General features: G+C 64.0%; 22 protein-coding genes. 3 read left to right on the top strand and 19 right to left on the bottom strand.

All coding sequences use genetic code 11. From position 1 onward, the window contains the following. Nucleotides 1-20: 20 nt before the first annotated feature. From DK366_RS04860 to DK366_RS04825, 8 genes are all read right to left on the bottom strand, one after another. A complete protein-coding gene (locus DK366_RS04860) occupies nt 21-701 on the bottom strand; it encodes an NAD(P)H-binding protein (protein ID WP_109124411.1) in 681 nt (226 codons plus the stop codon). Nucleotides 702-710: 9 nt separating this feature from the next. Continuing rightward, nucleotides 711-1,571, bottom strand: a complete 861-nt coding sequence (locus tag DK366_RS04855; protein WP_109124410.1) for an SDR family NAD(P)-dependent oxidoreductase — start codon at nt 1,569-1,571, stop codon at nt 711-713. Between the two features lie 52 nt (nt 1,572-1,623). Next, the gene (locus tag DK366_RS04850) at nt 1,624-2,196 is read right to left on the bottom strand and encodes a TetR/AcrR family transcriptional regulator (RefSeq protein WP_109124409.1); all 573 of its coding nucleotides are present in this window, start codon (nt 2,194-2,196) and stop codon (nt 1,624-1,626) included. Between the two features lie 62 nt (nt 2,197-2,258). Beyond that, entirely contained in the window at nt 2,259-3,830 is a 1,572-nt protein-coding gene (locus DK366_RS04845; protein ID WP_109124408.1) for a phospholipase D family protein, read from the bottom strand. A gap of 149 nt (nt 3,831-3,979) precedes the next feature. Then, complete coding sequence (zipA, locus tag DK366_RS04840; protein WP_109124407.1) at nt 3,980-5,056, bottom strand: cell division protein ZipA; 1,077 nt, start codon at nt 5,054-5,056, stop codon at nt 3,980-3,982. 13 nt (nt 5,057-5,069) lie between these two features. Next, the gene (gene smc / locus DK366_RS04835; protein WP_109124406.1) at nt 5,070-8,579 is read right to left on the bottom strand and encodes a chromosome segregation protein SMC; all 3,510 of its coding nucleotides are present in this window, start codon (nt 8,577-8,579) and stop codon (nt 5,070-5,072) included. Between the two features lie 264 nt (nt 8,580-8,843). Beyond that, nucleotides 8,844-9,107, bottom strand: coding sequence for a BolA family protein (locus DK366_RS04830; protein ID WP_109124405.1), 264 nt, complete (start codon nt 9,105-9,107; stop codon nt 8,844-8,846). After that, complete coding sequence (locus DK366_RS04825; RefSeq protein WP_109124404.1) at nt 9,104-9,409, bottom strand: YciI family protein; 306 nt, start codon at nt 9,407-9,409, stop codon at nt 9,104-9,106. Before DK366_RS04825 ends, DK366_RS04830 begins: the two co-directional genes overlap by 4 nt. Nucleotides 9,410-9,562: 153 nt before the next feature. Here DK366_RS04825 and DK366_RS04820 point away from each other — a divergent pair, with 153 nt between their 5' ends. Next, complete coding sequence (locus tag DK366_RS04820) at nt 9,563-10,201, top strand: membrane protein insertase YidC (RefSeq protein ID WP_157956452.1); 639 nt, start codon at nt 9,563-9,565, stop codon at nt 10,199-10,201. 46 nt (nt 10,202-10,247) lie between these two features. On the opposite strand, the gene lysS is transcribed toward DK366_RS04820, so the two are convergent. From lysS to prfB, 3 genes are all read right to left on the bottom strand, one after another. Continuing rightward, nucleotides 10,248-11,777, bottom strand: a complete 1,530-nt coding sequence (lysS, locus tag DK366_RS04815) for a lysine--tRNA ligase (protein ID WP_109124402.1) — start codon at nt 11,775-11,777, stop codon at nt 10,248-10,250. A gap of 40 nt (nt 11,778-11,817) precedes the next feature. Further along, complete coding sequence (locus tag DK366_RS04810; protein ID WP_109124401.1) at nt 11,818-12,192, bottom strand: four helix bundle protein; 375 nt, start codon at nt 12,190-12,192, stop codon at nt 11,818-11,820. Nucleotides 12,193-12,229: 37 nt separating this feature from the next. Next, nucleotides 12,230-13,355 (bottom strand): peptide chain release factor 2 gene (prfB, locus tag DK366_RS04805; protein WP_109124400.1). Its coding sequence is split into 2 segments (ribosomal slippage): nt 12,230-13,279 and nt 13,281-13,355, totalling 1,125 coding nucleotides; the frame shifts between segments, so codons are not numbered across the junction. Nucleotides 13,356-13,516: 161 nt separating this feature from the next. Between prfB and DK366_RS04800 the strand changes: the two genes are divergently transcribed. After that, complete coding sequence (locus DK366_RS04800) at nt 13,517-14,827, top strand: aspartyl protease family protein (protein WP_157956451.1); 1,311 nt, start codon at nt 13,517-13,519, stop codon at nt 14,825-14,827. Nucleotides 14,828-14,834: 7 nt separating this feature from the next. Here DK366_RS04800 and asnB read toward each other — a convergent pair whose 3' ends face one another. The 5 genes from asnB to DK366_RS04780 all read right to left on the bottom strand — a co-directional run bounded on the left by asnB (nt 14,835) and on the right by DK366_RS04780 (nt 18,588). After that, nucleotides 14,835-16,508 carry an asparagine synthase B gene (asnB, locus tag DK366_RS04795; RefSeq protein ID WP_109124398.1) on the bottom strand — a complete coding sequence of 558 codons (1,674 nt, stop codon included), beginning with the start codon at nt 16,506-16,508 and terminating at the stop codon, nt 14,835-14,837. A 93-nt stretch (nt 16,509-16,601) separates the two neighbouring features. Beyond that, entirely contained in the window at nt 16,602-16,730 is a 129-nt protein-coding gene (locus tag DK366_RS21680; protein ID WP_255412551.1) for a hypothetical protein, read from the bottom strand. Between the two features lie 50 nt (nt 16,731-16,780). Continuing rightward, nucleotides 16,781-17,173, bottom strand: coding sequence for an STAS/SEC14 domain-containing protein (locus DK366_RS04790; RefSeq protein WP_109124397.1), 393 nt, complete (start codon nt 17,171-17,173; stop codon nt 16,781-16,783). 90 nt (nt 17,174-17,263) lie between these two features. Continuing rightward, a complete protein-coding gene (locus DK366_RS04785; RefSeq protein WP_109124396.1) occupies nt 17,264-18,211 on the bottom strand; it encodes a PD40 domain-containing protein in 948 nt (315 codons plus the stop codon). A gap of 62 nt (nt 18,212-18,273) precedes the next feature. Further along, nucleotides 18,274-18,588, bottom strand: coding sequence for a 2-hydroxyacyl-CoA dehydratase (locus DK366_RS04780; RefSeq protein ID WP_343125613.1), 315 nt, complete (start codon nt 18,586-18,588; stop codon nt 18,274-18,276). A 225-nt stretch (nt 18,589-18,813) separates the two neighbouring features. Here DK366_RS04780 and DK366_RS21135 point away from each other — a divergent pair, with 225 nt between their 5' ends. Continuing rightward, nucleotides 18,814-18,987 carry a hypothetical protein gene (locus DK366_RS21135; RefSeq protein WP_157956450.1) on the top strand — a complete coding sequence of 58 codons (174 nt, stop codon included), beginning with the start codon at nt 18,814-18,816 and terminating at the stop codon, nt 18,985-18,987. Nucleotides 18,988-19,022: 35 nt separating this feature from the next. Here the strand turns inward: DK366_RS21135 and DK366_RS04775 are convergent, their stop codons facing one another. The 3 genes from DK366_RS04775 to DK366_RS04765 all read right to left on the bottom strand — a co-directional run bounded on the left by DK366_RS04775 (nt 19,023) and on the right by DK366_RS04765 (nt 20,573). Then, nucleotides 19,023-19,436 carry a GFA family protein gene (locus DK366_RS04775; RefSeq protein ID WP_109124394.1) on the bottom strand — a complete coding sequence of 138 codons (414 nt, stop codon included), beginning with the start codon at nt 19,434-19,436 and terminating at the stop codon, nt 19,023-19,025. 75 nt (nt 19,437-19,511) lie between these two features. After that, nucleotides 19,512-19,742: a hypothetical protein gene (locus DK366_RS04770; RefSeq protein WP_157956449.1), complete on the bottom strand. Its 231-nt coding sequence runs from the start codon at nt 19,740-19,742 to the stop codon at nt 19,512-19,514. Nucleotides 19,743-19,925: 183 nt separating this feature from the next. Further along, nucleotides 19,926-20,573 (bottom strand): hypothetical protein, encoded by a 648-nt coding sequence (locus DK366_RS04765; protein WP_109124392.1) that lies wholly within the window; start codon nt 20,571-20,573, stop codon nt 19,926-19,928. Between the last annotated feature and the right edge of the window lie 78 nt (nt 20,574-20,651).

Genomic DNA, 20,651 nt, shown 5'->3' with positions numbered 1-20,651 from the left:
CACTCATCCGTTGGGGTGGGTCATGCGCTTGCCGCGCGCTTCGCCGCCTCAAGGATGTCCGCACACTCCATCACCGCGACCGGCGCGCCGTGACGCACCACCGACAACATGGCCTGTCCGATGATGACCGTGCTGAGGATGTGACGAGGAAACACGGCCCGCAGCACCGGTACCAAAGGCCGCGTCACGGCGTAGACCACGCGGGACATCGTGGTCTTGGAGCGTTCGCCATGCGCGGGCTCGATGAAACCGGGGCGGAACAGGTACACCGCGCGGAACGGCAACCGGCGCAGCGCGTTTTCCGTCCGCCCCTTCACCCGCGCCCACATCGCTCGCCCCTGTTCGCTGCTGTCCGTGCCCGCGCCGGACACATAGACAAACGTCATGGCCGGGTTGAGGCGAGCCAGCGTGCCTGCTGCGGCAAGGGTCAGGTCGTAGGTGAGATGGGTATACCGCGCCTCGTCCATGCCGGCGGCGCTGACACCGAGGCAAAAGAAACAGGCGTCATAACCCAGCAGTTCGGGTTCGATGCGGGTGTAGTCGAAGAAATCCTGGTGCACCACTTCACGTAACCTTGGATGGTGGATGCCAAGACTGGACCGCACCACCACCAGCACTTCGTCCACATCGGATGCGGCCAGGCATTCGCGCAGCACGCCCTGGCCGACCATGCCGCTGGCACCAAACAGGATGATCTTCATTGTTTCGCCTCAATATGCGGGAAGCGGCGGCACATCACGCGCGTCGAAGCCGGTGGATTCGCTGACACCACGCCAGCGCTCAGCCGCATCCATGCGTTCCTTCTCCACCATGCCGAAGAAATGCAGCGCGTCGGTGCCCAGCAACAGATGGCGCGGCGGCTGCTCGTGATAGGCCAGCTTGACGACCACCTGCGCCACACGCGCCGGATCGCTGGCTTCCTTGCCTTCCATCGCCTGGATGCGACTGCGGAACACGCCGACCGAGGCTTCGTAGTCGGGCATCAACTCGCCCAGCGTGCTGTTGGCCTCCGCCATCCAGCCTGTGCGCATGCCACCCGGCTCCAGCGAGCACAGCTTGATGCCCAGATGCGCCACTTCCGCAGCCACCACCTCGGTGAAGCCACCCACGGCCCACTTGGCCGACTGATACGCCGAAAGCCCCGGCGTGCCGATGCGCCCACCCACGGACGAAATCTGCAGGATGTGGCCCGACCGCTGCGCGCGCATTACCGGCAACGCCGCGCGCGTCATGTTCACCACGCCGTAGAAATTGGTATCGATCTGCGCGCGGAAATCCTCTTCGTCGCTTTGCTCGAATGGCATCGCATGGCCGAAGCCCGCGTTGTTGACCAGGACGTCCAGACGTCCAAACGCATCCACGGCCGCCTGCACCGCCTTGCGAGCCGCGACGGCATCGGCGACATCCAGCGCCACCGCTTTCACCTGATCGCCGTAACGTTCCACGAGATCGGCCAGTTGCTCCGGCCGACGCGCCGTGGCGACCAGACGGTCACCCTTGGCCAGCACCGCTTCGGCGATATCGCGGCCCAGGCCGCGCGAACTACCCGTCACCAACCAGACTTTCGACATGATGTTCTCCAGATATTGAGTGATTACTTACTCATTTAATTGCCAAGAAAAATCACGCCTTGGCAATGGCGTTCCAGAACGCCTCAAAACCCGCGCTGCGGTACTTATCCGCCCGCGCAGGCTCCCTTTCCACGAAACCGATGGTCACATCCGCCATGGCGGACAACAGCGCACCCACGAACGCCGGCGCCAGGTCCCGCAGGACGCCCTTGTGCATGGCGTCCTTCAGCATGTCCTGCACGCCACCGAACGGCGCCGAACCCGCGGCCCTGCTCTCCTGCGTCACGCGCTCGGACACGGTGAGTTGCGCCATCACCTTGCGTCCTTCCGGGTTCGCCGCACCCCAATTCACATAGGCATTCCACACGTGGTGGGCGCGCTCCTGGATGGCGGCCTGGCGCGGATAGCCGTCCAGCATCATCTCCCGCAGGCCGCTCTTCAGGCTCAGGTACAGCTCGTTGAGCAAGGCGTCCTTGCTCTCGAAGTAGGTGAACAGCGTGCCTTCGGCCACGCCTGCCTCCCGGGCGATCCGCGAGGTGGGCGCACTCGTCCCCTGCTCCGCGAACACCTTGGTGGCGGCGTCGAGGATGGCGTTGCGCTTGTCTTCGCTACGGGGGCGGGCCATGGGAGGTCAATAATTGAGTGCGTACTCAATCATAAGTTCCGCCCGCCCCGAATTCAAGGGCCTCACAGCAGGCTTTCGATGGGCAGCAAGCCACCGGCATTCACCTTGAACCGCCGCCACCAGCTCGTTTCCGGCGCGTGGTTGTAGCGCATCACGGCCTCGTGCGGCTCCTTGCCCTCCCAGTAGACGCTGCCCTTGTCGTCGAGCAGCACCTGGTAGCTGTGAACAGGCTTCGTGGCGTCGACGAAGATCGCCAGCAGCGCCTGCGCCAGCGCGGGCGAGTCGACGATCACGCCGTCTTCCGTATTGAGGTGAGCCGAGCGCGGGTCCAGGTTCATCGAGCCGACGAAGGCGTGTTGCGCATCCACCACCATGGCCTTGGCGTGGAGGCTGTTGCTACCGCTGGACGAACCGAAGAAATGGCTGCTGTTGCGACCGGCATGCGCATCGGGCTTCAGCTCGTACAACTGCACGCCTGCCTTGAGCAACGCCACGCGATACGACGCATAAGCCACGTACACATCGCCCGCATCGGTAGAAGCCAGCGAATTGGTCAGCACCTCGACCGCCACGTTGCGCGAGCGCATGCCCTGAAGATACGCAACACCCTTGTCGCCCGGCACGAAGTACGGCGAGATCAGCGTCAGGCGCTGCTGTGCGCCGTCCATCCAGGCGCGAATCTGCGGCGCCATGTGCAGGTCTTTGCTGTCCGCCTCGGGATTGCTCTTGTCCGGGTCGTCCGCCAGATACGTGGTGGGTCCCCACGCCCAGTCGGTGGCCGGCGCCTCGTGCGCCAGGTCGCCCACGCGAGCCACCAGGCTTTGCGCATAGTTGGTCTGGCTGAACTGCCGCGCGTTAGCGGCCATGGTCTTTCTCAACTGATCCAGTTCGTCCGGACCCGGCGTGCGATGGTGGAAGGCACCAATGGGATAGGACTGGTCACTGTTCCAGTAACGGTCGAACATCTGCCCGACCTCGGCCACCACCGGTCCCACGGCAAGCACGTCCAGGTCACGGAAATTCAGACTGTCGTTGGCGTCGAAATATTCGTCGCCAATATTGCGACCGCCGACGATGGCCATCGCGCCATCGGCAATAAAGGCCTTGTTGTGCATGCGGCGGTTGAGCCGCGAGAAATCCCCCGCGAACTGCTTGCCCATGCCGAACCAGCCCTTGCTGCGCTCCATGAAGGGATTGAATAGCCGGATCTGGATGTTTGGATGGCCATCCAGGATGCGCAGCACCTTGTCGTCACCCGCCACGTGCAGGTCATCCAGCAGCAGTCGCACGCGCACGCCGCGATCCGCCGCGGCCAGCAGGCGCTGCGCCAGCAAGCCACCGGTCGCGTCGCTGTGGAACATGTAGTACTGCAGGTCCAGCGAATGCTTGGCGCGATCGGCCAGCGCAATGCGCGCCAGCAACGCGTCGTTGGAATCGCTGATCAGCCGCAGGCCGCTGTCGGTGCCATGCTGGACCGTGACGCGCGATGCGTACGCCTCCAGCGGCGCATCCGGACTGACCGGAAGCACGGTGCTGGGAACGCGCGGGTAATCGGGACGAAAATCCGAATGGGTGCAAGCGGACAGCGCCAGCAGCCCGAGACAGGCAAGGCGACGCAACAAGGTGCAGGCCATGTTCCCTCCTTGGAGCGGACTCTGTCGGAGGTCGCAGCCCGGCGCAAGAGCTCTCCGCGCACCCACACATGGCGCCTTCAGCGACGTCGTTTCTTCATGAAGACGCGGCCCATCGATGACAGGCCGCGCAAGCGCACCGCCAAAGACGATCAACGCCCGAAGGTGATTTCCTTGCCTTCGTGATCGCGGTCCCAGCCGCGCAGTTCATCGCGGATGTGCGCCACGCGCTGGCGACCGAGCGCGTTGCGCTCTTCGTCCAGCACCTGGCCATCCAGCAGCTCGGCGAGGCGCTGCGCCGTCGGCAGCATCATGTCCCACGCATCGAGCGCCGGGATGGGCGCCGGCAACGTCATGAAGAAACTGAGGCCCGGTGTGCGCAAGGCATCAACGCGGCTCAGGTCGAAGTTGCCGGGCTTGAGCATGTTGGCCACGCTGAAGACGGGACCAAGCTCGCGCTTGCCGTCCACCAGACGGTGATAGATGCCCATGTCGCCGAATTCCAGCCCCGTCTTCTCGGCGGCCACGATGAGGTCGGAACCGTTGAACGTGCTGCCCTCGCGTGCCACCACGAACAGCGTGACGATGCGCTCCACCGGCAAGCGCTCCGGACGACGACCCACGTCGGAACGCGGCGCCACATAAGGAGCCTCGGGTGCCGGCGCGGGCGCGGGTGCGGGTGCGGGAGCGGCAACCGGCGCAGGAGCAGGAGCCGGCGCGGGTGCAGCAACCGGCTCGGGCTCGGGCGCACGCGGCGGCGATATCAGGTCGGCGGCGCCGGTGGCGTGTGCCAGGCTCTGTTCAAATTGTTCGGGCGGTGCGCGCAGCGCATCGACGATGGATGCTGCCGCGCCCAGCGGCTTGCCAATCGGCGCGGGTTCCACGCGATCCTTGCCCGCCGAGAGCGTTGCTCCCAGGCGTTCCAGTTCTTCGCGAAGACCCATCTCCAGCTCGCCCTGCTGCGGCGATGGCGCCGGGCGGTCGTCGAAGGCGTCCATGCGGAAATCGTCGCGTGCGTTGAACGAAGGCTCGTCAGCCGTTTCGCCTTCGTTGCCAAAGGTCGGTTCGCGGCGCTCACCCGACGCGGTCACGATGACGCGCCGCTTGCCCTGCTCTTTCTTTGGCTGGCCAAACAGCCACATGGCCGCCAGGAAGATCAGGCCAACGATGAGCATCGGAACGCCAACGGCGGCATTCCAGGCAAAGGCAAGTACGGGTTGCGCGGTCATATCGAAAGATTCCTCAAGCTGCGCCCGCAAGTTTAGCTGCTTCGGCCAGATCCACCTGCACCAGACGCGACACGCCCGCCTCGCGCATGGTCACGCCGCACAGTTGTGAAGCGGCTTCCATGGTGGCTTTGTTGTGGCTGACGAAGATGAACTGCACCTTCTCGCTCCTCTCCTTCACCATGTTGGAGAAGCGACCCACGTTGGCTTCGTCCAGCGGCGCATCCACCTCGTCCAGCAAGCAGAACGGCGCCGGGTTGAGGCCGCAGATGGCGAACCCCAGCGCCACGGCGGTAAGCGCTTTTTCACCACCGGACAGCAACGTGATGTTGGACACGCGCTTGCCCGGCGGACGCGCCATGATTGCCACGCCCGTGTCGAGCAGATCGTCGCCGGTCAGTTCCAGGTACGCATGGCCGCCACCGAACAGGCGCGGGAACAGCTCCTGCACGCCCGCATTCACGCGGTCGAACGTTTCCTTGAAACGCTGGCGCGTCTCGCGATCGATCTTCTTGATCGCTGCTTCCAGCGTTTCCATCGCGCTGGCCAGGTCGGCCAGCTGATTGTCGAGGTAGGTCTTGCGCTCGCTCTGCTCGGCGTGTTCCTGGATCGCCGCCAGGTTCACCGGCTCCAGGCGAACAATCTTCTGGCCGATGTCGGTGAGCTGCGAGCGCCACTGGCTGGCATCGGCGTCTTCCGCCAGTTCCGCCAGCAGCGGCTCCAGTTCCAGGCCGGATGCGGTAATGGCTTCCGCCAGCTGTTCGGCGCGCAACTGCAACGCCTGTGCGGCGAGTCGCTTCTGGGAAAGAGCTTCGCGCAGGCCGTTGAGCAGCTGCTCGATGCGCTGGCGTTCCTGCTCAAGGCGACGGAACTCGCCGTCGCAGTCTTCCAGCGCGCGACGCGCCTCCACCAATTGCTTGTCCACCAGCAGGCGCTGGTCGAGATAGGTCTGACGCTCGGCTTCCAGTTCGGCGATGGGATCGGAACCGGCGGCCAGCTGTTCGGTGATTTCGGTGCGGCGCGCATCGATCTGGCGCAGCTGCGTTTCCATGCGGGCCAGCGCCTGTTCCAGCGACGTCAGCGAGGAGCGCTTGGACTCCATCGACAGCGCCAGCGCGTGCGCCTGGTCCGCAGCCTCGCGTGCATTCATGCGCGCTTCCTCGCGCGCCTCCAGCAACGCACGGCGTTCGTTTTCCAGTTCGCGGCGCTGGTCTTCCAGGTCGCCCATGTGACCGACGGATTCGTCGAGACGCGCACGCGCATCGCGTGTCTGCGTCTGCAATTCGTCGAGCTGGCTGATCAGGTCAGTGAGTTCGCCCGCCACTTTCTCTGCACGGGCACGCGCGGTTTCCATCTTGCCGCGATGGCTCTGCACCTGGCCGGCCAGTTCGGACTGGCGACGATGCGCGTTGTACAACTCGCGCTGCGCATCGTCGCGCGCGCGCTCGGCTTCGAACTTGCTGGTGCGCAGATCGTCGAGGGTGCCGGTGGCTTCTTCGATGCGCTCTTCCAGCGCCATGATCTGCTCGGCCAGCGTGCGCATCTCGCGCTCGCGCGCCAGCACGCCGACCTGGTTGCCCTGTGCACGACGCACGCGTGCCCAACCCGGACCCATCCATTCGCCGCTACGCGTCATCACCGACTGGTACGGCGCCAGCGCGGAAAGACCGGCCACGATCTGATGCGCATGCTCGATGGAGTCGGCGGTGAGCACGTGATTGAGAATCGACAGGGCCGCTGCGGGACCGCGCACGTGCGCCGCCAGGGTGCCGGCCGTGTTCACGCCACCCTCGGCGCTGTTCACCAGCGCGACGTCGGCGTTTTCCAGTGCGCCGAACTCCGCGGCCAGCGCATGCGATTCATCGACCAGCACAGCATCGAGGAAACCGGCCAACGCGGTTTCAACCGCCGTTTCCCAGCCTGCTTCCACCTGCAGCGATTCGCCGAGGCGACGCGACTTGTCCAAGCCAAGGCGCGCGAGCCAACCGCTGGCGGCGCTTTCTTCCTGGCCAAGCGCGGCGTGCTGCAACGCTTCCAGCGAGGCCTGGCGACCGCGCGCGGTCTGCAACTGCTGGCGCGCTTCGTTGAGCGAGGACTGCACCTGTCGCTCTTCGTCCAGCACTTTTTCGTGGGCGGACTTGTGCTGGTCCAGCAGGCTGCCCAGCGATTCCACGCGCTCGCGCTGCGTATCGTGTTCAGTGTGCAGTTGTTCGGACGCCGCGTCCAGCGCGGCAATGTCCGTTGCCTTCTGCTCGGTTTCCAGCGTTTCGCGACGGCGCGACAGGTCCATGCCCTGACGGTCGAGATAATTGAGCTTGGTGCGCTCCACTTCCGCCGCGCGGCTGGATTCGCCCGCCGTGCGCGTGTGCGAGTCCCAGCGCTGCTGCCAGTCGGCCAGCTTGGTTTCGGTGTCGCGCAACGAATCGGACGTCTCGTCCTGCATCTGCTGCAGCGCTTCGAGCTTGGGCTCGCCTTCGGCCAGCGCCATGCGCAGCGTTTCTACCTGCGCGCGGTCATTGGCAATGTGTTCGGCAAGCTCGGCGTGTTCGCGCTCGGTCTCACCCTGCGAGCGCAGCAGGCGGTCGGCCGTCTCGCGGTTGAAGCGCACCTGCTGCTCCACGCGCGCAATTTCGGCGCCCACCTTGTAGACCTCGGCCTGCACCTTGTTGAGGTGCTCGGTGGCATCGGTATGACGTTCGCGCACCGTCTCCATCTGCGCCTCGTGATGGCGCTGCGTGGCGATGTGCTTTTCGATTTCGATCTCGGCCGCCGACAGGCCGGAACCTTCCTTGTCGTGCTGACCCTTGAGGCCGCGGTATTCGAGTGCGCGCAGCTCCGCTTCCTTGCGCGTCTGCTCTTCCTTCAAGGCTTTCCAGCGCTCCGCGGCGCGGGCCTGACGGTTCAGGTGTTCGAGCTGCTTGTCCACTTCGTCGCGCACGTCACGCACGCGGTCGAGGTTTTCGCGGGTGGACTTGATGCGGCTCTCGGTTTCCTTGCGGCGCTCCTTGTACTTGGAAATACCGGCCGCTTCTTCCAGATGCGTGCGCAGTTCATCGGGCGCGGCCTCGACGATCTGGCTGATCATGCCCTGCTCGATGATCGAGTAGCTGCGCGGGCCCAGGCCCGTGCCCAGGAACAGGTCGGTAATGTCGCGACGACGGCAACGCGCGCCATTGAGGAAGTACGCGGACTGGCCATCACGCGTCACCTGGCGCTTCACCGAGATCTCGGCGTACTGCCCGTATTCGCCCTGGATGGTGCCGTCGGAGTTATCGAAGATCAGCTCCACCGTCGCCTGGCCCACCGGCTTGCGCGCGTTGGAGCCAGAGAAGATCACGTCAGTGAGCGAGTCACCGCGCAGGCGGCTGGCCGCGCTCTCGCCCATTACCCAGCGAATGGCGTCGATGATGTTGGACTTGCCGCAACCATTGGGACCCACCACACCCGTCATGTTGGTCGGCAGGTGCAAGGTGGTCGGGTCCACGAAGGACTTGAAACCGGCGAGTTTGATCGTGGTCAGGCGCATGCGGGCGTCCGCGGGAGAGGTGAGAACCCGGCAGCCCGGGCGATGGGTCACTGTGCCAAACGCAGGGCCCAGCCGCAATGCAGCCAGGCTCGATGTTCAACTTTAACTATGGCGTGTAAGCCATCGTTATAAAAGAGTTTATTTAGCGATCCAAGCTCGTCATTCCTGCGAAAGCAGGAATCCAGCGCCTTAAGCAGCCCGCTGTGAGCAAGAAGTCACTGGGTCCCAGCTTTCGCTGGGACGACGATCATGGCGCTAATCGCCCTATTCCCCGGCCGCCTTGGCATCGATGGACAGCGCGTGGATGCCGTTGTCCATCAGGCCATCGAGGGCTGCATACACCAGGCGGTGACGCTTGATCGGCAGCTGGCCGGCGAAGGCCGCGCTGACGATGCGCACGTGGAAATGCCCCTTCCCCTCGTTGGCGTGGCCCGCGTGCTTGTACCCCTCGTCCAGCACGTCCAGCTCGACGGGATCGAGCGCCTGCTGCAGGCGCTCGCGAATCTGTTCCGCCATCGATGCGCTCATGCCGAGGGCAACGCCTTGATGAACGGCTTCACGCTGACGCTGGCATAGACGCCGGCATCCACGTACGGATCGACCTTGGCCCACGCTTCCGCCTCGGCCTGCGACGGGAATTCCGCCAGGATCAGGCTGCCGGTGAAACCCGCCGGGCCCGGATCGTTGGAGTCGATGGCCGGGAACGGGCCGGCCACCAGCAGGCGGCCTTCAGCCAGCAGCTTCTGCAGGCGCTCGATGTGGGCCGGACGGGCGGCCTTGCGTTTTTCCAGCGAATCGGGGACGTCGGTACCGACAATGGCAAACCACATGGCGACCTCCTGCAAGACGAATCGGAGAAGTTTAGCCGACCGCGCCACCCGGCACCTCACAACCTTGCATTCGCAGAGGCCGTTCCCATGTCGCCCGGAAGCCGGCTGCGCCACGCGGGCCGCTTCGGGGAAAACCACATAGGGAGGACGTGTATGGAACTGTGGAACGGTTTTGTCGGCTGGATCGCTCACCTGCTTGCAGGCTTGGCGCACGGCCTGGGCGACAGCTATGGCCTGGCGATCATCGTGCTGGCACTGATAGTGCGTCTGGGGCTGCTGCCCTGGACGCTGCGCGCAGCCGAACAGGGCTGGCATCAGCGACGCAAGATGGAGGAGCTCAAGCCCCAGCTTGAAGCCTTGTCCAAACGACACGCCGACGATGCACTCGCTCACGCGAACGCCATGCGTGCGCTCTATCGTGAGCATGGCATCGGTTCGGTCATGGGTGGCGGCTTGATCACGGCGCTGGTGCAGGCGCCTTTGGGTCTGGGCGTTTACAACGCCATCCGCCAGGGTCTGGGCGGCGCAGGCTCGTTCTTGTGGATTCCACGGCTGGCGCGCCCGGATGTGCTGCTCGCCTTCCTGGTTGCCGTATTGAGCTATGCCGCGATCACGCTCAACCCGGCCATGTCCGCACAGATGAAGACCGCGCTGCAGCTATTGCCCGTGCTGGTTTCCTTCATCGTCGTGTGGCACGCCGCAGCAGGGCTCGGGCTTTACTGGGCTGCCTCCAGCGCCGTGAACGTGCTGCAGTCGGCGCTGCTTCGATATCGCTTGCGCGCACACCGCTGATAAAAAAAGCCCGGCATTTGCCGGGCTTTTTTCTTCCGGGCGAGGCTTACGCCTCCGGACGCATGTACGGGAACAGCAGCACGTCGCGGATCGATACCGAGCCGGTCAGCAGCATCACCAGGCGGTCGATGCCGATGCCCAGGCCGCCGGTCGGCGGCAGGCCCACTTCCAGCGCGCGGATGTAATCGGCGTCGAAGTGCATGGCTTCGTCGTCGCCACCGGCCTTGGCTTCCACCTGCTTCTGGAAACGCGCGGCCTGATCTTCCGGGTCGTTCAACTCGGAGAAGCCGTTGGCCAGCTCCTTGGCGTTGATGAACAACTCAAAGCGGTCGGTGATGCCCGGGTTGGTGTCGCTTTCGCGCGCCAGCTGTGAGATTTCCACAGGATGATCGGTGATGAAGGTCGGCTGGATCAGCGTGTGCTCCACCGTCTTCTCGAAGATTTCCAGCAACAGGCGACCCCAGCCGAAACCGTCCTTCACCTGGCAGCCGAGGCGCTTGGCGTGAGCGGCCATCACGTCACGATTGCGCAGGTCGTCGCGCTTGATGTCCGGGTTCAGCTCAAGCACGGCGTCTTCCATGCTCCAGCGACGGAACGCGGGACCGACGTCGATCTCGTTGCCTTCCCACATCAGCTTGGTGGTGCCGATGACGTTCTTCGCGCTTTCGCGGATCACTTCCTCGGTGATGTCCATGATCTCGGTGTACGTGGCGTAGGCCTGGTACAGCTCGAGCATGGTGAATTCGGGGTTGTGGCGCGTGGACACACCTTCGTTGCGGAAGTTGCGGTTGATCTCGTACACGCGATCGAAACCGCCCACCACCAGGCGCTTCAGGTACAGCTCCGGCGCCACGCGCAGGTACAGATCCATGTCCAGCGCGTTGTGATGCGTCACGAACGGACGCGCCGTGGCGCCGCCGGGAATCACGTGCATCATCGGCGTTTCCACTTCCATGAAGCGGCGCGGCTCGGCTTCGAGCCACTTGCGGATGAAGCCGATGATCTTGGAGCGCTGCGCGAACGTACGGCGCGCTTCCTCGGTGACGATCAGGTCGACGTAGCGCTGGCGGTAGCGCTGCTCCACGTCGGCCATGCCGTGATGCTTGTCCGGCAGCGGGCGCAGGCTCTTGGTGAGCAGGCGCAGCTTTTCCACCTTCACCGACAGCTCGCCGGTGCGCGTGCGCATCAGCGTGCCTTCGGCACCCACGATGTCGCCCATGTCCCAGGTCTTGAACGCCTTGTAGGTCTCCTCGCCCACCGTGCCCTGGTGGATAAACAGCTGGATGCGACCGTTGACGTCCTGCATCTGCACGAAGGCCACCTTGCCCTGGTCGCGCTTCAGCATGACGCGGCCGGCCACCTTCACCTGGCGACCCAGCGCTTCGATGGCTTCGGCCGTCCATTTCTCGGCGTCGGCGAACTCGGCCTGCAAGTCGCCGGTGAACGCGTCGATCTTGAAGTCGTTCGGAAACGCCACGCCCTGGCCACGCAGCGCTTTGAGTTTCTCGCGACGCTCGGCGATGAGTTTGTTTTCGTCCTGGATTGGCGAAGCGTTGTCGTTGTTCTGGTCAGTCATGGTTTTTTCTCAGGGACGAGGGGCGAGTTACGAGGGCGCACTAACGACGTTTCGCGGCAAGTCTGTTGTCGAGCGATTTTCGCAGGCCGCGCAAGACACGACCCAATTCATCACAACATACCAAGGCTGCGTCCACTTGCTCGGCAGATAACCATTTTAAGCGCTGCACAAGGAGAATCTGGGTTTCGAGTTCTGCCAGTGAACCGCGCGAGATGGAAACAAACCGGATGAAATCCTTGGTGTTGTCGCGCGAATGTCCTTCCGCAATATTGGATGGGATGGAAACCGCAGACCGCCGGAGTTGCGAAACCATCCCGAATCGCTCGTCCGACGGAAGCCCGGCAGTCAATGCATAAACCCGTTCAACCAGATCCATGCCTAATTGCCAGGCAACGAGATCGCGATAAGTCATCATCCTTGCGCCCTCGCGACTCGTCTCTCATCTCTCCAAATCAGGCATCCACGCGCTTGGCACCGGCATCCAGGCCGGACTTCAGGCTCGCCTCGACAAATTCGTCGAGATCGCCATCCAGCACCTTCTGCGTGTCCGAACGCTCGATGCCAGTACGCAGATCCTTGATGCGGCTCTGGTCCAGCACGTAGTTGCGGATCTGGCTGCCCCAGCCGATGTCGGACTTGGAGGCTTCCAGCGCATCCTTCTCGGCGTTGCGCTTCTGCAGCTCCAGCTCGTACAGCTTCGCGGCCAGCATTTTCATGGCGCGGTCGCGGTTGGCGTGCTGGCTGCGCTCGGTCTGGCAGGCCACGACCGTATTGGTCGGGATATGCGTGATACGCACGGCCGATTCGGTCTTGTTGACGTGCTGACCACCGGCACCGGACGAACGGTACACGTCCGTGCGCAGGTCGGCCGGGTTGATGTCGATGTCGATGTCGTCATCCACTTCCGGCGACACGAACACCGAGGTAAAGCTGGTGTGGCGACGGTTGTCCGAATCGAACGGGCTCTTGCGCACCAGGCGGTGCACGCCGATTTCGGTCTTGAGCCAGCCGTACGCGTAGTCGCCCTCCACGCGGAACGTGGCGGATTTGATGCCCGCCACTTCGCCGCCGGAGACTTCCATCAGCTCGACCTTCCAGCCGCGCGACTCGGCCCAGCGCAGGTACATGCGCAGCAGGATTTCCGCCCAGTCCTGCGCCTCGGTGCCACCGGCACCGGCCTGGATGTCCACGAAGGCGTTGTTGGCGTCCATCTTGCCGGAGAACATGCGCTGGAATTCCAGCTTGCTCACCTGCGCGTCGAGACCCTTCAGGTCGTCGACCACGGACTGCACGGTGGATTCGTCGTTGTCGGCGGCAGCCATCTCGACGAGTTCGCCGGCATCGGCCAGACCATTGGTCAGCGTGTCGATGCCGTTGACGATGGTGTCCAGGCGGGCGCGTTCGCGGCCCAGCTCCTGCGCGCGCGGCGGATCGTCCCACACGTTGGGACTTTCCAGTTCGCGGCTTACTTCTTCGAGACGCTCACGCTTGGTGGCGTAGTCAAAGATACCCCCTAAGCGACTCGACGCGGCCCTTCAGGTCCGCAATCTGCGCAAGGATCGGATTGGTCTCGATCATGTGGTTTAAGTTCCGGATCAGCAGCCCTCTAGGATACCAGAGGAGCTCCCCGCCCCGCTAAGCGCCGCGGTGTAAACCGTCACGAAACATTTGCGTTCATGCGCCTTCATGGCTGTCCGGACGACAGCCACCCGGATACATGGCCAACGAAGGAGCACGGCATGGGCAGCGGACGGAACGGCAGATTGGTCATGGCGCTCGGCGCAGCCCTGGCACTTGGCGCGGGCGTGGCGGCATGGGCCGACGACGGCACGCCACGCATGGCGCCCCAGCCCGGCTCGGAAAGCCCGGCGGACATGAACGCCCAGCTCAAGGTGGTGACGGACGCCATGCAAAAGGCCGATGCCGCCACGCTCACCCAGCTCTACCAGACCGCTACCGACCCTGTCGTCCACGTCTGGACCGCAATGGCACTGGAGCGCGTCCACTTCAACCTGGACGCAGCATCGGCCGATGCCAAGGCCTGCGAGGACGCGCTGTTCGACAGCCGTCCCGGCCTGGCGCTTTCCTGCGGCCAGTTCCGCGTGGGCAACCTCACCCTGGCCGGGCGAGCGGCCGAGGCCACCCAGGCCGAGCGTGATCTGATCAGCCGGTACCGCGGCCATCGCGTGGAGCGGCGCCTGGACAACATGCAGGCCTATCTGGACGGTCGCGCCGACGTGGCGCCGCTGTCCTACGAGATTCCTTCCGGCGATGTCACGCTGAAGCTCGACGAGACATCCGCCATTCCCCGCTTCAAGGTATCCGCCAACGGCCACGAGCTCACCGCCATGCTCGACACCGGCGCCAGTGATTTCATCGTCGGCCGTGAAGAAGCCGAACGCCTGGCGGTCAAACCGCTCGACAAGACCGGCCACGTCAACGGCTGGCTGGCGAAGAACGTCCCCAGCCAGGCCGGCGTGCTGGAAACGCTTAGCTTTGGCGGCATCACCCTGCACAACGTACCCGTGACGGTAGTGCCCGATCCCATCGTGCTGATCGGCGGCAACCTGGTCGCGCCGCTGGGCACGCTGAAGATCAGCAGCAGCACGCTGCAGATCCTCGGCAAGGATGCCACCGCCCCGGCCTGCGACACGCCCATGCTGGTGAGCAGCACGCCATGGGGCGAGGCACTGCGCCTCTACCCGCGGTTGCTGGTGAACGACGCGCCGCAGTCAGTGATGCTGGACACCGGCGCCCACAACTACCTGATCGGCACGCGCGTGGCGCTGGATGAAGTCACCACGCTCCGTCGCGACAAGACCGCCATGCACGATATCGGCGGCAGGCACGAATTCGCCAACGCCGACGACGCCAAGGTGAAGCTGACCATCGCTGGCCAGCCGTTCGACATCACCTTCCGCGTGTACACCGACGCGGACAACGCCAAGCATCCCATCACGCTCGGTGCAGGTGCGCTGCGCGACATGGATTTCCTCCTGGACTTCCGTCACCAGCACCAGTGCTTCCTGCTTCACTCCAACCTGCGATGAGCGCGCCCTACGCCAACGCCTGTTGATGCACGCCACGCACGGCGCGGCCGGAAGGATCGGCCGCGTTGGCGAACGCCGGGTCCCACGCCAGTGCCGCCGGCGAGGAACACGCGATGGATTTGCCGCCCGGCACTGTCTCCGCACAGGCCTGACCGGGATAGAAGCGTTCGAAGATGCGTCGATACAGATACGCCTCCTTCGTGGCCGGCGTGTTGTGCGGGAAGCGCGCCGCCGCCGCGGCAAATTCGCGATCGCTTACCGCCTGCTCCGCATGTGCCTTGAGTCCATCGATCCAGCCATAGCCCACGCCGTCGCTGAACTGTTCCTTCTGGCGCCACAGGATTTCATCCGGCAACGCGCCCTGGAACGCCTCGCGCAGCACGGCCTTTTCGATGCGTCCCTGCCCCGCCATCTTGTGGCGTGCATCCATGCCCATCGCCACGTCCAGAAATTCGAGATCCAGGAATGGCACGCGCGCTTCCACGCCCCACGCCATCATCGACTTGTTGGCGCGCAGGCAGTCGTAGCTGTGCAACGCATCCAGCTTGCGCACGGTTTCCTCGTGAAACGCCTCGGCCGACGGTGCCTTGTGGAAGTACAGGTAGCCGCCGAAGATTTCATCGGAGCCTTCACCCGACAGCACCATCTTCACGCCCATCGCCTTGATGCGTCGGGCGAGCAGATACATGGGCGTGGACGCACGAATGGTGGTGACGTCGTACGTTTCGATGTGACGGATCACTTCCGGCAACGCGTCCAGCCCTTCCCAAAACGTGTAGACGAAGCCGTGATGCACCGTACCCAGCGCATCGGCCGCCACCTGTGCGGCGGCAAGGTCCGGTGATCCTTCCAGTCCAATGGCGAAGGAATGCAGGCGCGGCCACCAGGCTTCGGCGCGGTCGTCTTCTTCCACGCGATGCCGCGCGAAACGCGCGGCGCATGCGGCCACCAATGACGAATCGAGACCACCGGACAGCAGAACACCGTAAGGCACGTCGGTCATCAGCTGGCGATGCACCGCCTGCTCGAACGCTTCGCGCAGCTGCGGCAGCGGCACGTCGTGCCCCGTTGTCTGCGCGTAATCACGCCACGATTTCCGGTAATAACGACGAAGCTCACCATCCGCGCTATCGTACACATGCCCCGGGGGAAACGGCGCCACGTCCTGGCACACGCCCACCAAGGCTTTCATCTCCGATGCCACGCACAAGCGACCTTCGCCATCGTGTCCCCAGTAAAGCGGACAAACGCCAATGCGATCGCGCGCAATCACGTAGCGCGACTGGCTGCTGTCCCACAACGCAAAGGCGAAGATGCCGTTGAGTTGGGACACCCACTCCACCGGCGATGCGTGATCGCGATGCAACGCGTTGATCACTTCGCAGTCCGATCCGGTGGTGAAGTCATAGCCGCTCGCCGCGCGCAGTTCGCGATGGTTGTAGATCTCGCCATTCACCGCCAGCGCCAGCGCGCCATCGCGCGAACGCAACGGCTGCGCACCGCTTGCCGGATCGACAATGGCCAGTCGCTCGTGCACCAGGATGACACCGGCATCCACGAACACGCCGCTCCAGTCCGGTCCGCGATGACGCTGGCGCTGTGAGAGTTCCAGCGCCTGTTGGCGCAACGCCGCCAGGTCATCGCCGGGTTGCAGGTCGAACATGCCGAAGATCGAACACATGATGGTGATTCCCTGGTGTGGTTTTCATGCCGTGGAAAAACAAAAAGGCCCGCTGGGAGCGGGCCTTCTGCGTGTGTATGTGTTGCTTGTTGCTTACACGCCGGCCCACCCGTGGTTGCGGGTATTGTTATTGGCGTTGTTATTGTTCAGCGCGCGCATGCAGTCGCCAGCCGCGCCGGAGGCGGCGGTCATGGCGACAAGCGTGGCGTGGATGCGTGACATGGAGCTGACTTCATCACATGTTGCGCTGCGTGACAAGCGCGAAAAAAGTTTCATTTGTTCCCATCGTCGTCGACGGGGCGCGGCTCGCCGATCCAGGCCATGGCCTCGTCCAGTTGCGCGTTGGAAAACAGCTTGAACTCCGCAGGTACCGCGAACCCCATGGCCGTCGCGGTAACGCGCAACCAGTGCACATCCGTCACCAGCGCCACGCGATCCCAGCCGCTGAAATGGCGCAGCCCCAACTGCGCGTCTTCCCACATGGCACCCGCATCGAAGCCAGTGAACTCCGGGCCGATGTGATACAGCAGCCGCAGCTTGCGATTGATGGCGAACGCTGCCTCGATATCAGGCACCAGCACGCGCGAATAATCGGTGGCCGTTACCTGCCCGCTTGCGCGAAAACCCAGCGCTCCCGCCGGCAAGCCCTGAATCTGCTCGATCATGATCGACGTCCTTGAAGGATTGGACGTCTGTATCTCAAAACGTTTGTTACGGATGCGTCACGAACACAGCAAAACGCAAGGCCGCTGCACTCAGTGCGTCGCCTTGGCGTGCGCGTCCAGCCACGGCGTCAACGGAATCTGCCAGATGTTGTATTTGCCATTGTCCCAATCGGCACGCACCGTGCCCGGTGCAATATCCACCAGGCGATCGCTGGCGAAATAAAGCGTCTGATGGTCCGGGCTCAAACGCGCTTCCGCATCCGAGCCCGCGCTGTTCACGCCATTACCCAGGTGAATCGGCACGCCCCATTCGCCGTTGTCGCGAAACACGATGAAAAGATCGATCTGCCGCGCCGGCGAACGGTTGGAACCAAACACCACGAACGATTCATCCGGCGCCACCGCCGGATCGACATCCGTGACGTGTCCATCGCTGAAAGGCAACGCCTGCGGTTCGTCATACGTGCCATGGTGCCAACCCGCACGGAACAGCTGGAAGTGTTTGGGATCCGCCGCCGGATGCATGAAATACAGGCTGCCATCCGCTGCCACGCTGGGCGCAAACGTGGAATCGCTGCGATTGACGGTATCGGGCAAACGCACCGGCGCACTCCACTTGCCGTTGTCCCACATCACCTTCCACAGGTTGCCGCCGCGCCCGGGAATACTGCGCCCCATGAAGAAACCGTCCAGCGGTTTGCCGCCCGGCTTTTTTGGGCGATTGGAGATGAAGACAAGGAAGCGCCCGTCCGGCGACATGGTCGGCTCCATGTCGCTCCATTGACCGGAGAACGGCGCGGTAGCCGGCGCGGACCAGTGCCCGTTGTCGAGGTGGCTCACCAGGATAGTGGAGTTCGTGCCGTCACTGCGCGTGAAGTACACCGTGCGCCCGTCGGGCGTGAAGGCAGGCGCGCTGTCGTGCAGCGGGCCGGAAATGACACCGGGGGCAAACACGGTCGGCGTGACGTCCTTGACGTCCTGCGCGCGGGCATTGACGCCCACGAATATGAGCACGGCAGCAAACGCGTAGCGCAACATCCGGACACCTCGCAGAAGGAACGCCGGATGCTAGCGTCCCCGCCGTCGCCGGCAAAGTGCGCTTAGTCCTGATCCTGCCCGGCGGCCTTGCGGCTGACGCGACGCTTGCGCGGTGCGGCTTCGGAGGCGGCGATCAGGCCCTGCAGATAGGCCACGCCTTCCTCTTCCGGGAAAAACGCCACCACGTCGGCCACGGTCAACTTATAGCGCTCGCGCAGTTCCTGGAACTCGCGGCGAGCCAGTTCCATAGGCGTTTCCGTCGCCATCTTGCGACGCTTTTCCTGATCCTTGTCGAGTGCGGCCAGTTCATCCTGGAACTGCCGAAAGGCGTCTTTATTGATGGCCATCGCAAGGTAGGTCGCGGCGATGCGGGGCAAGCATTGTGGCACGACTCGCCGACATGTCGAAAAAACCGGCGTTTGCCATCGAACCTTCATGCGGCGGAGGCCTTGGGTTGCTGCGTGTCACGAGATCGTCAAGTCCCGCGATTCCTAGGAATTTCATAAGTTTTGCGTTCGCGATTTTCGTGCGCAGCTTTAACCGCGCATCAACGAACACCTCGTTAGCCTGAACTTCCCACGCGACAACCACGAGGAGAGCATATGGATCCCACGACCCTTGATGCCCTGATTGCCGGCGCGGAACACCCCCACGCACGGCGCGTGTCACCGGAACCCACCGATGGCTACGTGCTGGACCCTTGGTCGGGTCTGTATCGGGAAACGGACGCCACGTACCAAAGCCGGCTCCAGTCATCGCCGGCCATCAGCGCCTGAAACGAAACAACCCCGCCGAGGCGGGGTTTTTCATGTCAGTCCGGGAAGGCGGTGAACTGGGGAAGATCGTCGGTGATGGTGAACCACGGCGCCTTCGAACCGGTAAAGATGTGCTTGCTGGGTCGAATGGAAGGCGCATCCACCAGCGTTCCCATGGCCACATGCACGAAAGCGCCGTCGCGCACCACTGAATACAACAGCGAACCGCACCGCGCGCAATGCGCATCGTGCCCTTCCGCCTCGCCCACGATCAGCAATGCATCGGCACCCTGCACCATCGACAGCTTTTCCCGCTCGATGCCGGCAAAAGGCTTGAACGCCGAACCCGTGGTGCGCCGGCATTGCGAGCAATGGCAATTGGCGGCGTAGAGAAACGCATCCTGCACCCGGTAGCGGGCGTGGCCGCAGAAACATTGCCCGGCAAGCCAACGTTCGTTTTTATTCGCCATGACACCGCTCCGGCCTCGGATCGATGGATGGTAGCGGCATGGCGCACGCACGCCATCCCGGATGCATCGGGTCAGTTACTGCCGCTGTAGGTCAGCATGCGCGCGGATGCCGCGCAGCAGGATTTCCGCCTGGATCATGCCGGGAATGGCCGTGTCGTCGGCAGCGCGCCCTTCCAGCGTGTCCAGCAGCGACGCAAAGCCATACAGCCACGCACGCCAATACACCGCCTCGCCGCGCTCGAACACCTCGCAGAACACTTCAACGGGCTCGCCTTGCTCATCGACCAGCGTGAAGTTCATTTCCATGTCATCAACCACTTGTTGGACGCACAGCCATGCCCGTTCCACGCCGTGGAAGGCGTGGTACTCAAGAACCAACGGGCATGACGCCGGGGATGGAATGGTTCGGGTTACCCAGGGAGATACAAGGAGCGTGCCAGCGCGCCACAACACCCTGCGCCACGCCATGGAACCCGCGGCAAGGGGACGTCAGCCCAGGCCGGCCGCCAACAGCCACGCCGACAGGCAGGCCAGCTTCTGCTCCTTGCGCCAAGGCCGGCCAACCGAGGCACCCAGCGCCTTCAGGCGTTCCGGCATGGCGTCGGCAGGCAGGCCAAGCGCGGCGCCCGCCACCTCGGGAAGCGACTTCTCGTCCAGCTCCGTGAGTTCGATGCCGCACTGCCCGCACGCTGCGCGCATCGCGTCGCGCACGCCCATCAGCTCGGCCACGGGCACATGCTCCGCCCAGGCAAGGCTGTATTGGAGCAGATCGGTAATCCAGCCCGCGCGATTCACCAGCAACGCCGCGGAGACGGACGTGTATCCCTGCGCACGCAAATCATCCAGCAAGGCCTGCAAGCCGCGTGTCGCCAACGCATCCTGACCCCGACGCCCTTCGGCAACGGCAGCGAGCGCCTCCGCCGTCGCCCTGCCCTTCGGATCGCGCGGCATACCAGCCGCGAGGGTATACGGCGCGATGGAAAGCGCATCGCCATCTTCACTGCACGCAAGCAGCGTGGAAAACATCACGCGCGGCTCGCCATGCTCAAGCGTCACACCCACCGCAACGGCCGCACCCTTCTGCGCACGCAAACCCAGTGCGATGGCACGCGATACGTGTTGTTGGAGTCGAGGCATTCGCCGCTCCCGCTCACCGACGTCGCAAACACTATACGTTCGTCAGCAACCACGCGATGAAACAAGCCACCGCTTGTG

This window comes from Dyella sp. C11 (genome assembly GCF_003121485.1).
Taxonomy (GTDB): Bacteria; Pseudomonadota; Gammaproteobacteria; order Xanthomonadales; family Rhodanobacteraceae; genus Dyella.
This window is presented reverse-complemented; position numbering and strand designations above follow the sequence as displayed.

Bases quoted from the DNA above. Each gene is read 5' to 3' on its own strand.
- DK366_RS04770 (WP_157956449.1), bottom strand. From the start codon at position 19,742: ATGGAAATGAACTTCACGCTGGTCGATGAGCAAGGCGAGCCCGTTGAA.
- DK366_RS04785 (WP_109124396.1), bottom strand. From the start codon at position 18,211: ATGTTGCGCTACGCGTTTGCTGCCGTGCTCATATTCGTGGGCGTCAAT.
- DK366_RS04855 (WP_109124410.1), bottom strand. From the start codon at position 1,571: ATGTCGAAAGTCTGGTTGGTGACGGGTAGTTCGCGCGGCCTGGGCCGC.
- DK366_RS04820 (WP_157956452.1), top strand. From the start codon at position 9,563: ATGGAACTGTGGAACGGTTTTGTCGGCTGGATCGCTCACCTGCTTGCA.
- lysS (WP_109124402.1), bottom strand. From the start codon at position 11,777: ATGACTGACCAGAACAACGACAACGCTTCGCCAATCCAGGACGAAAAC.
- smc (WP_109124406.1), bottom strand. From the start codon at position 8,579: ATGCGCCTGACCACGATCAAACTCGCCGGTTTCAAGTCCTTCGTGGAC.
- asnB (WP_109124398.1), bottom strand. From the start codon at position 16,508: ATGTGTTCGATCTTCGGCATGTTCGACCTGCAACCCGGCGATGACCTG.
- DK366_RS04850 (WP_109124409.1), bottom strand. From the start codon at position 2,196: ATGGCCCGCCCCCGTAGCGAAGACAAGCGCAACGCCATCCTCGACGCC.
- DK366_RS04845 (WP_109124408.1), bottom strand. From the start codon at position 3,830: ATGGCCTGCACCTTGTTGCGTCGCCTTGCCTGTCTCGGGCTGCTGGCG.
- DK366_RS04790 (WP_109124397.1), bottom strand. From the start codon at position 17,173: ATGATCGAGCAGATTCAGGGCTTGCCGGCGGGAGCGCTGGGTTTTCGC.
- DK366_RS04860 (WP_109124411.1), bottom strand. From the start codon at position 701: ATGAAGATCATCCTGTTTGGTGCCAGCGGCATGGTCGGCCAGGGCGTG.
- DK366_RS04765 (WP_109124392.1), bottom strand. From the start codon at position 20,573: ATGCCTCGACTCCAACAACACGTATCGCGTGCCATCGCACTGGGTTTG.
- DK366_RS04775 (WP_109124394.1), bottom strand. From the start codon at position 19,436: ATGGCGAATAAAAACGAACGTTGGCTTGCCGGGCAATGTTTCTGCGGC.
- DK366_RS04830 (WP_109124405.1), bottom strand. From the start codon at position 9,107: ATGAGCGCATCGATGGCGGAACAGATTCGCGAGCGCCTGCAGCAGGCG.
- DK366_RS21135 (WP_157956450.1), top strand. From the start codon at position 18,814: ATGGATCCCACGACCCTTGATGCCCTGATTGCCGGCGCGGAACACCCC.
- zipA (WP_109124407.1), bottom strand. From the start codon at position 5,056: ATGACCGCGCAACCCGTACTTGCCTTTGCCTGGAATGCCGCCGTTGGC.
- DK366_RS04810 (WP_109124401.1), bottom strand. From the start codon at position 12,192: ATGATGACTTATCGCGATCTCGTTGCCTGGCAATTAGGCATGGATCTG.
- DK366_RS21680 (WP_255412551.1), bottom strand. From the start codon at position 16,730: ATGTCACGCATCCACGCCACGCTTGTCGCCATGACCGCCGCCTCCGGC.
- DK366_RS04825 (WP_109124404.1), bottom strand. From the start codon at position 9,409: ATGTGGTTTGCCATTGTCGGTACCGACGTCCCCGATTCGCTGGAAAAA.
- DK366_RS04800 (WP_157956451.1), top strand. From the start codon at position 13,517: ATGGGCAGCGGACGGAACGGCAGATTGGTCATGGCGCTCGGCGCAGCC.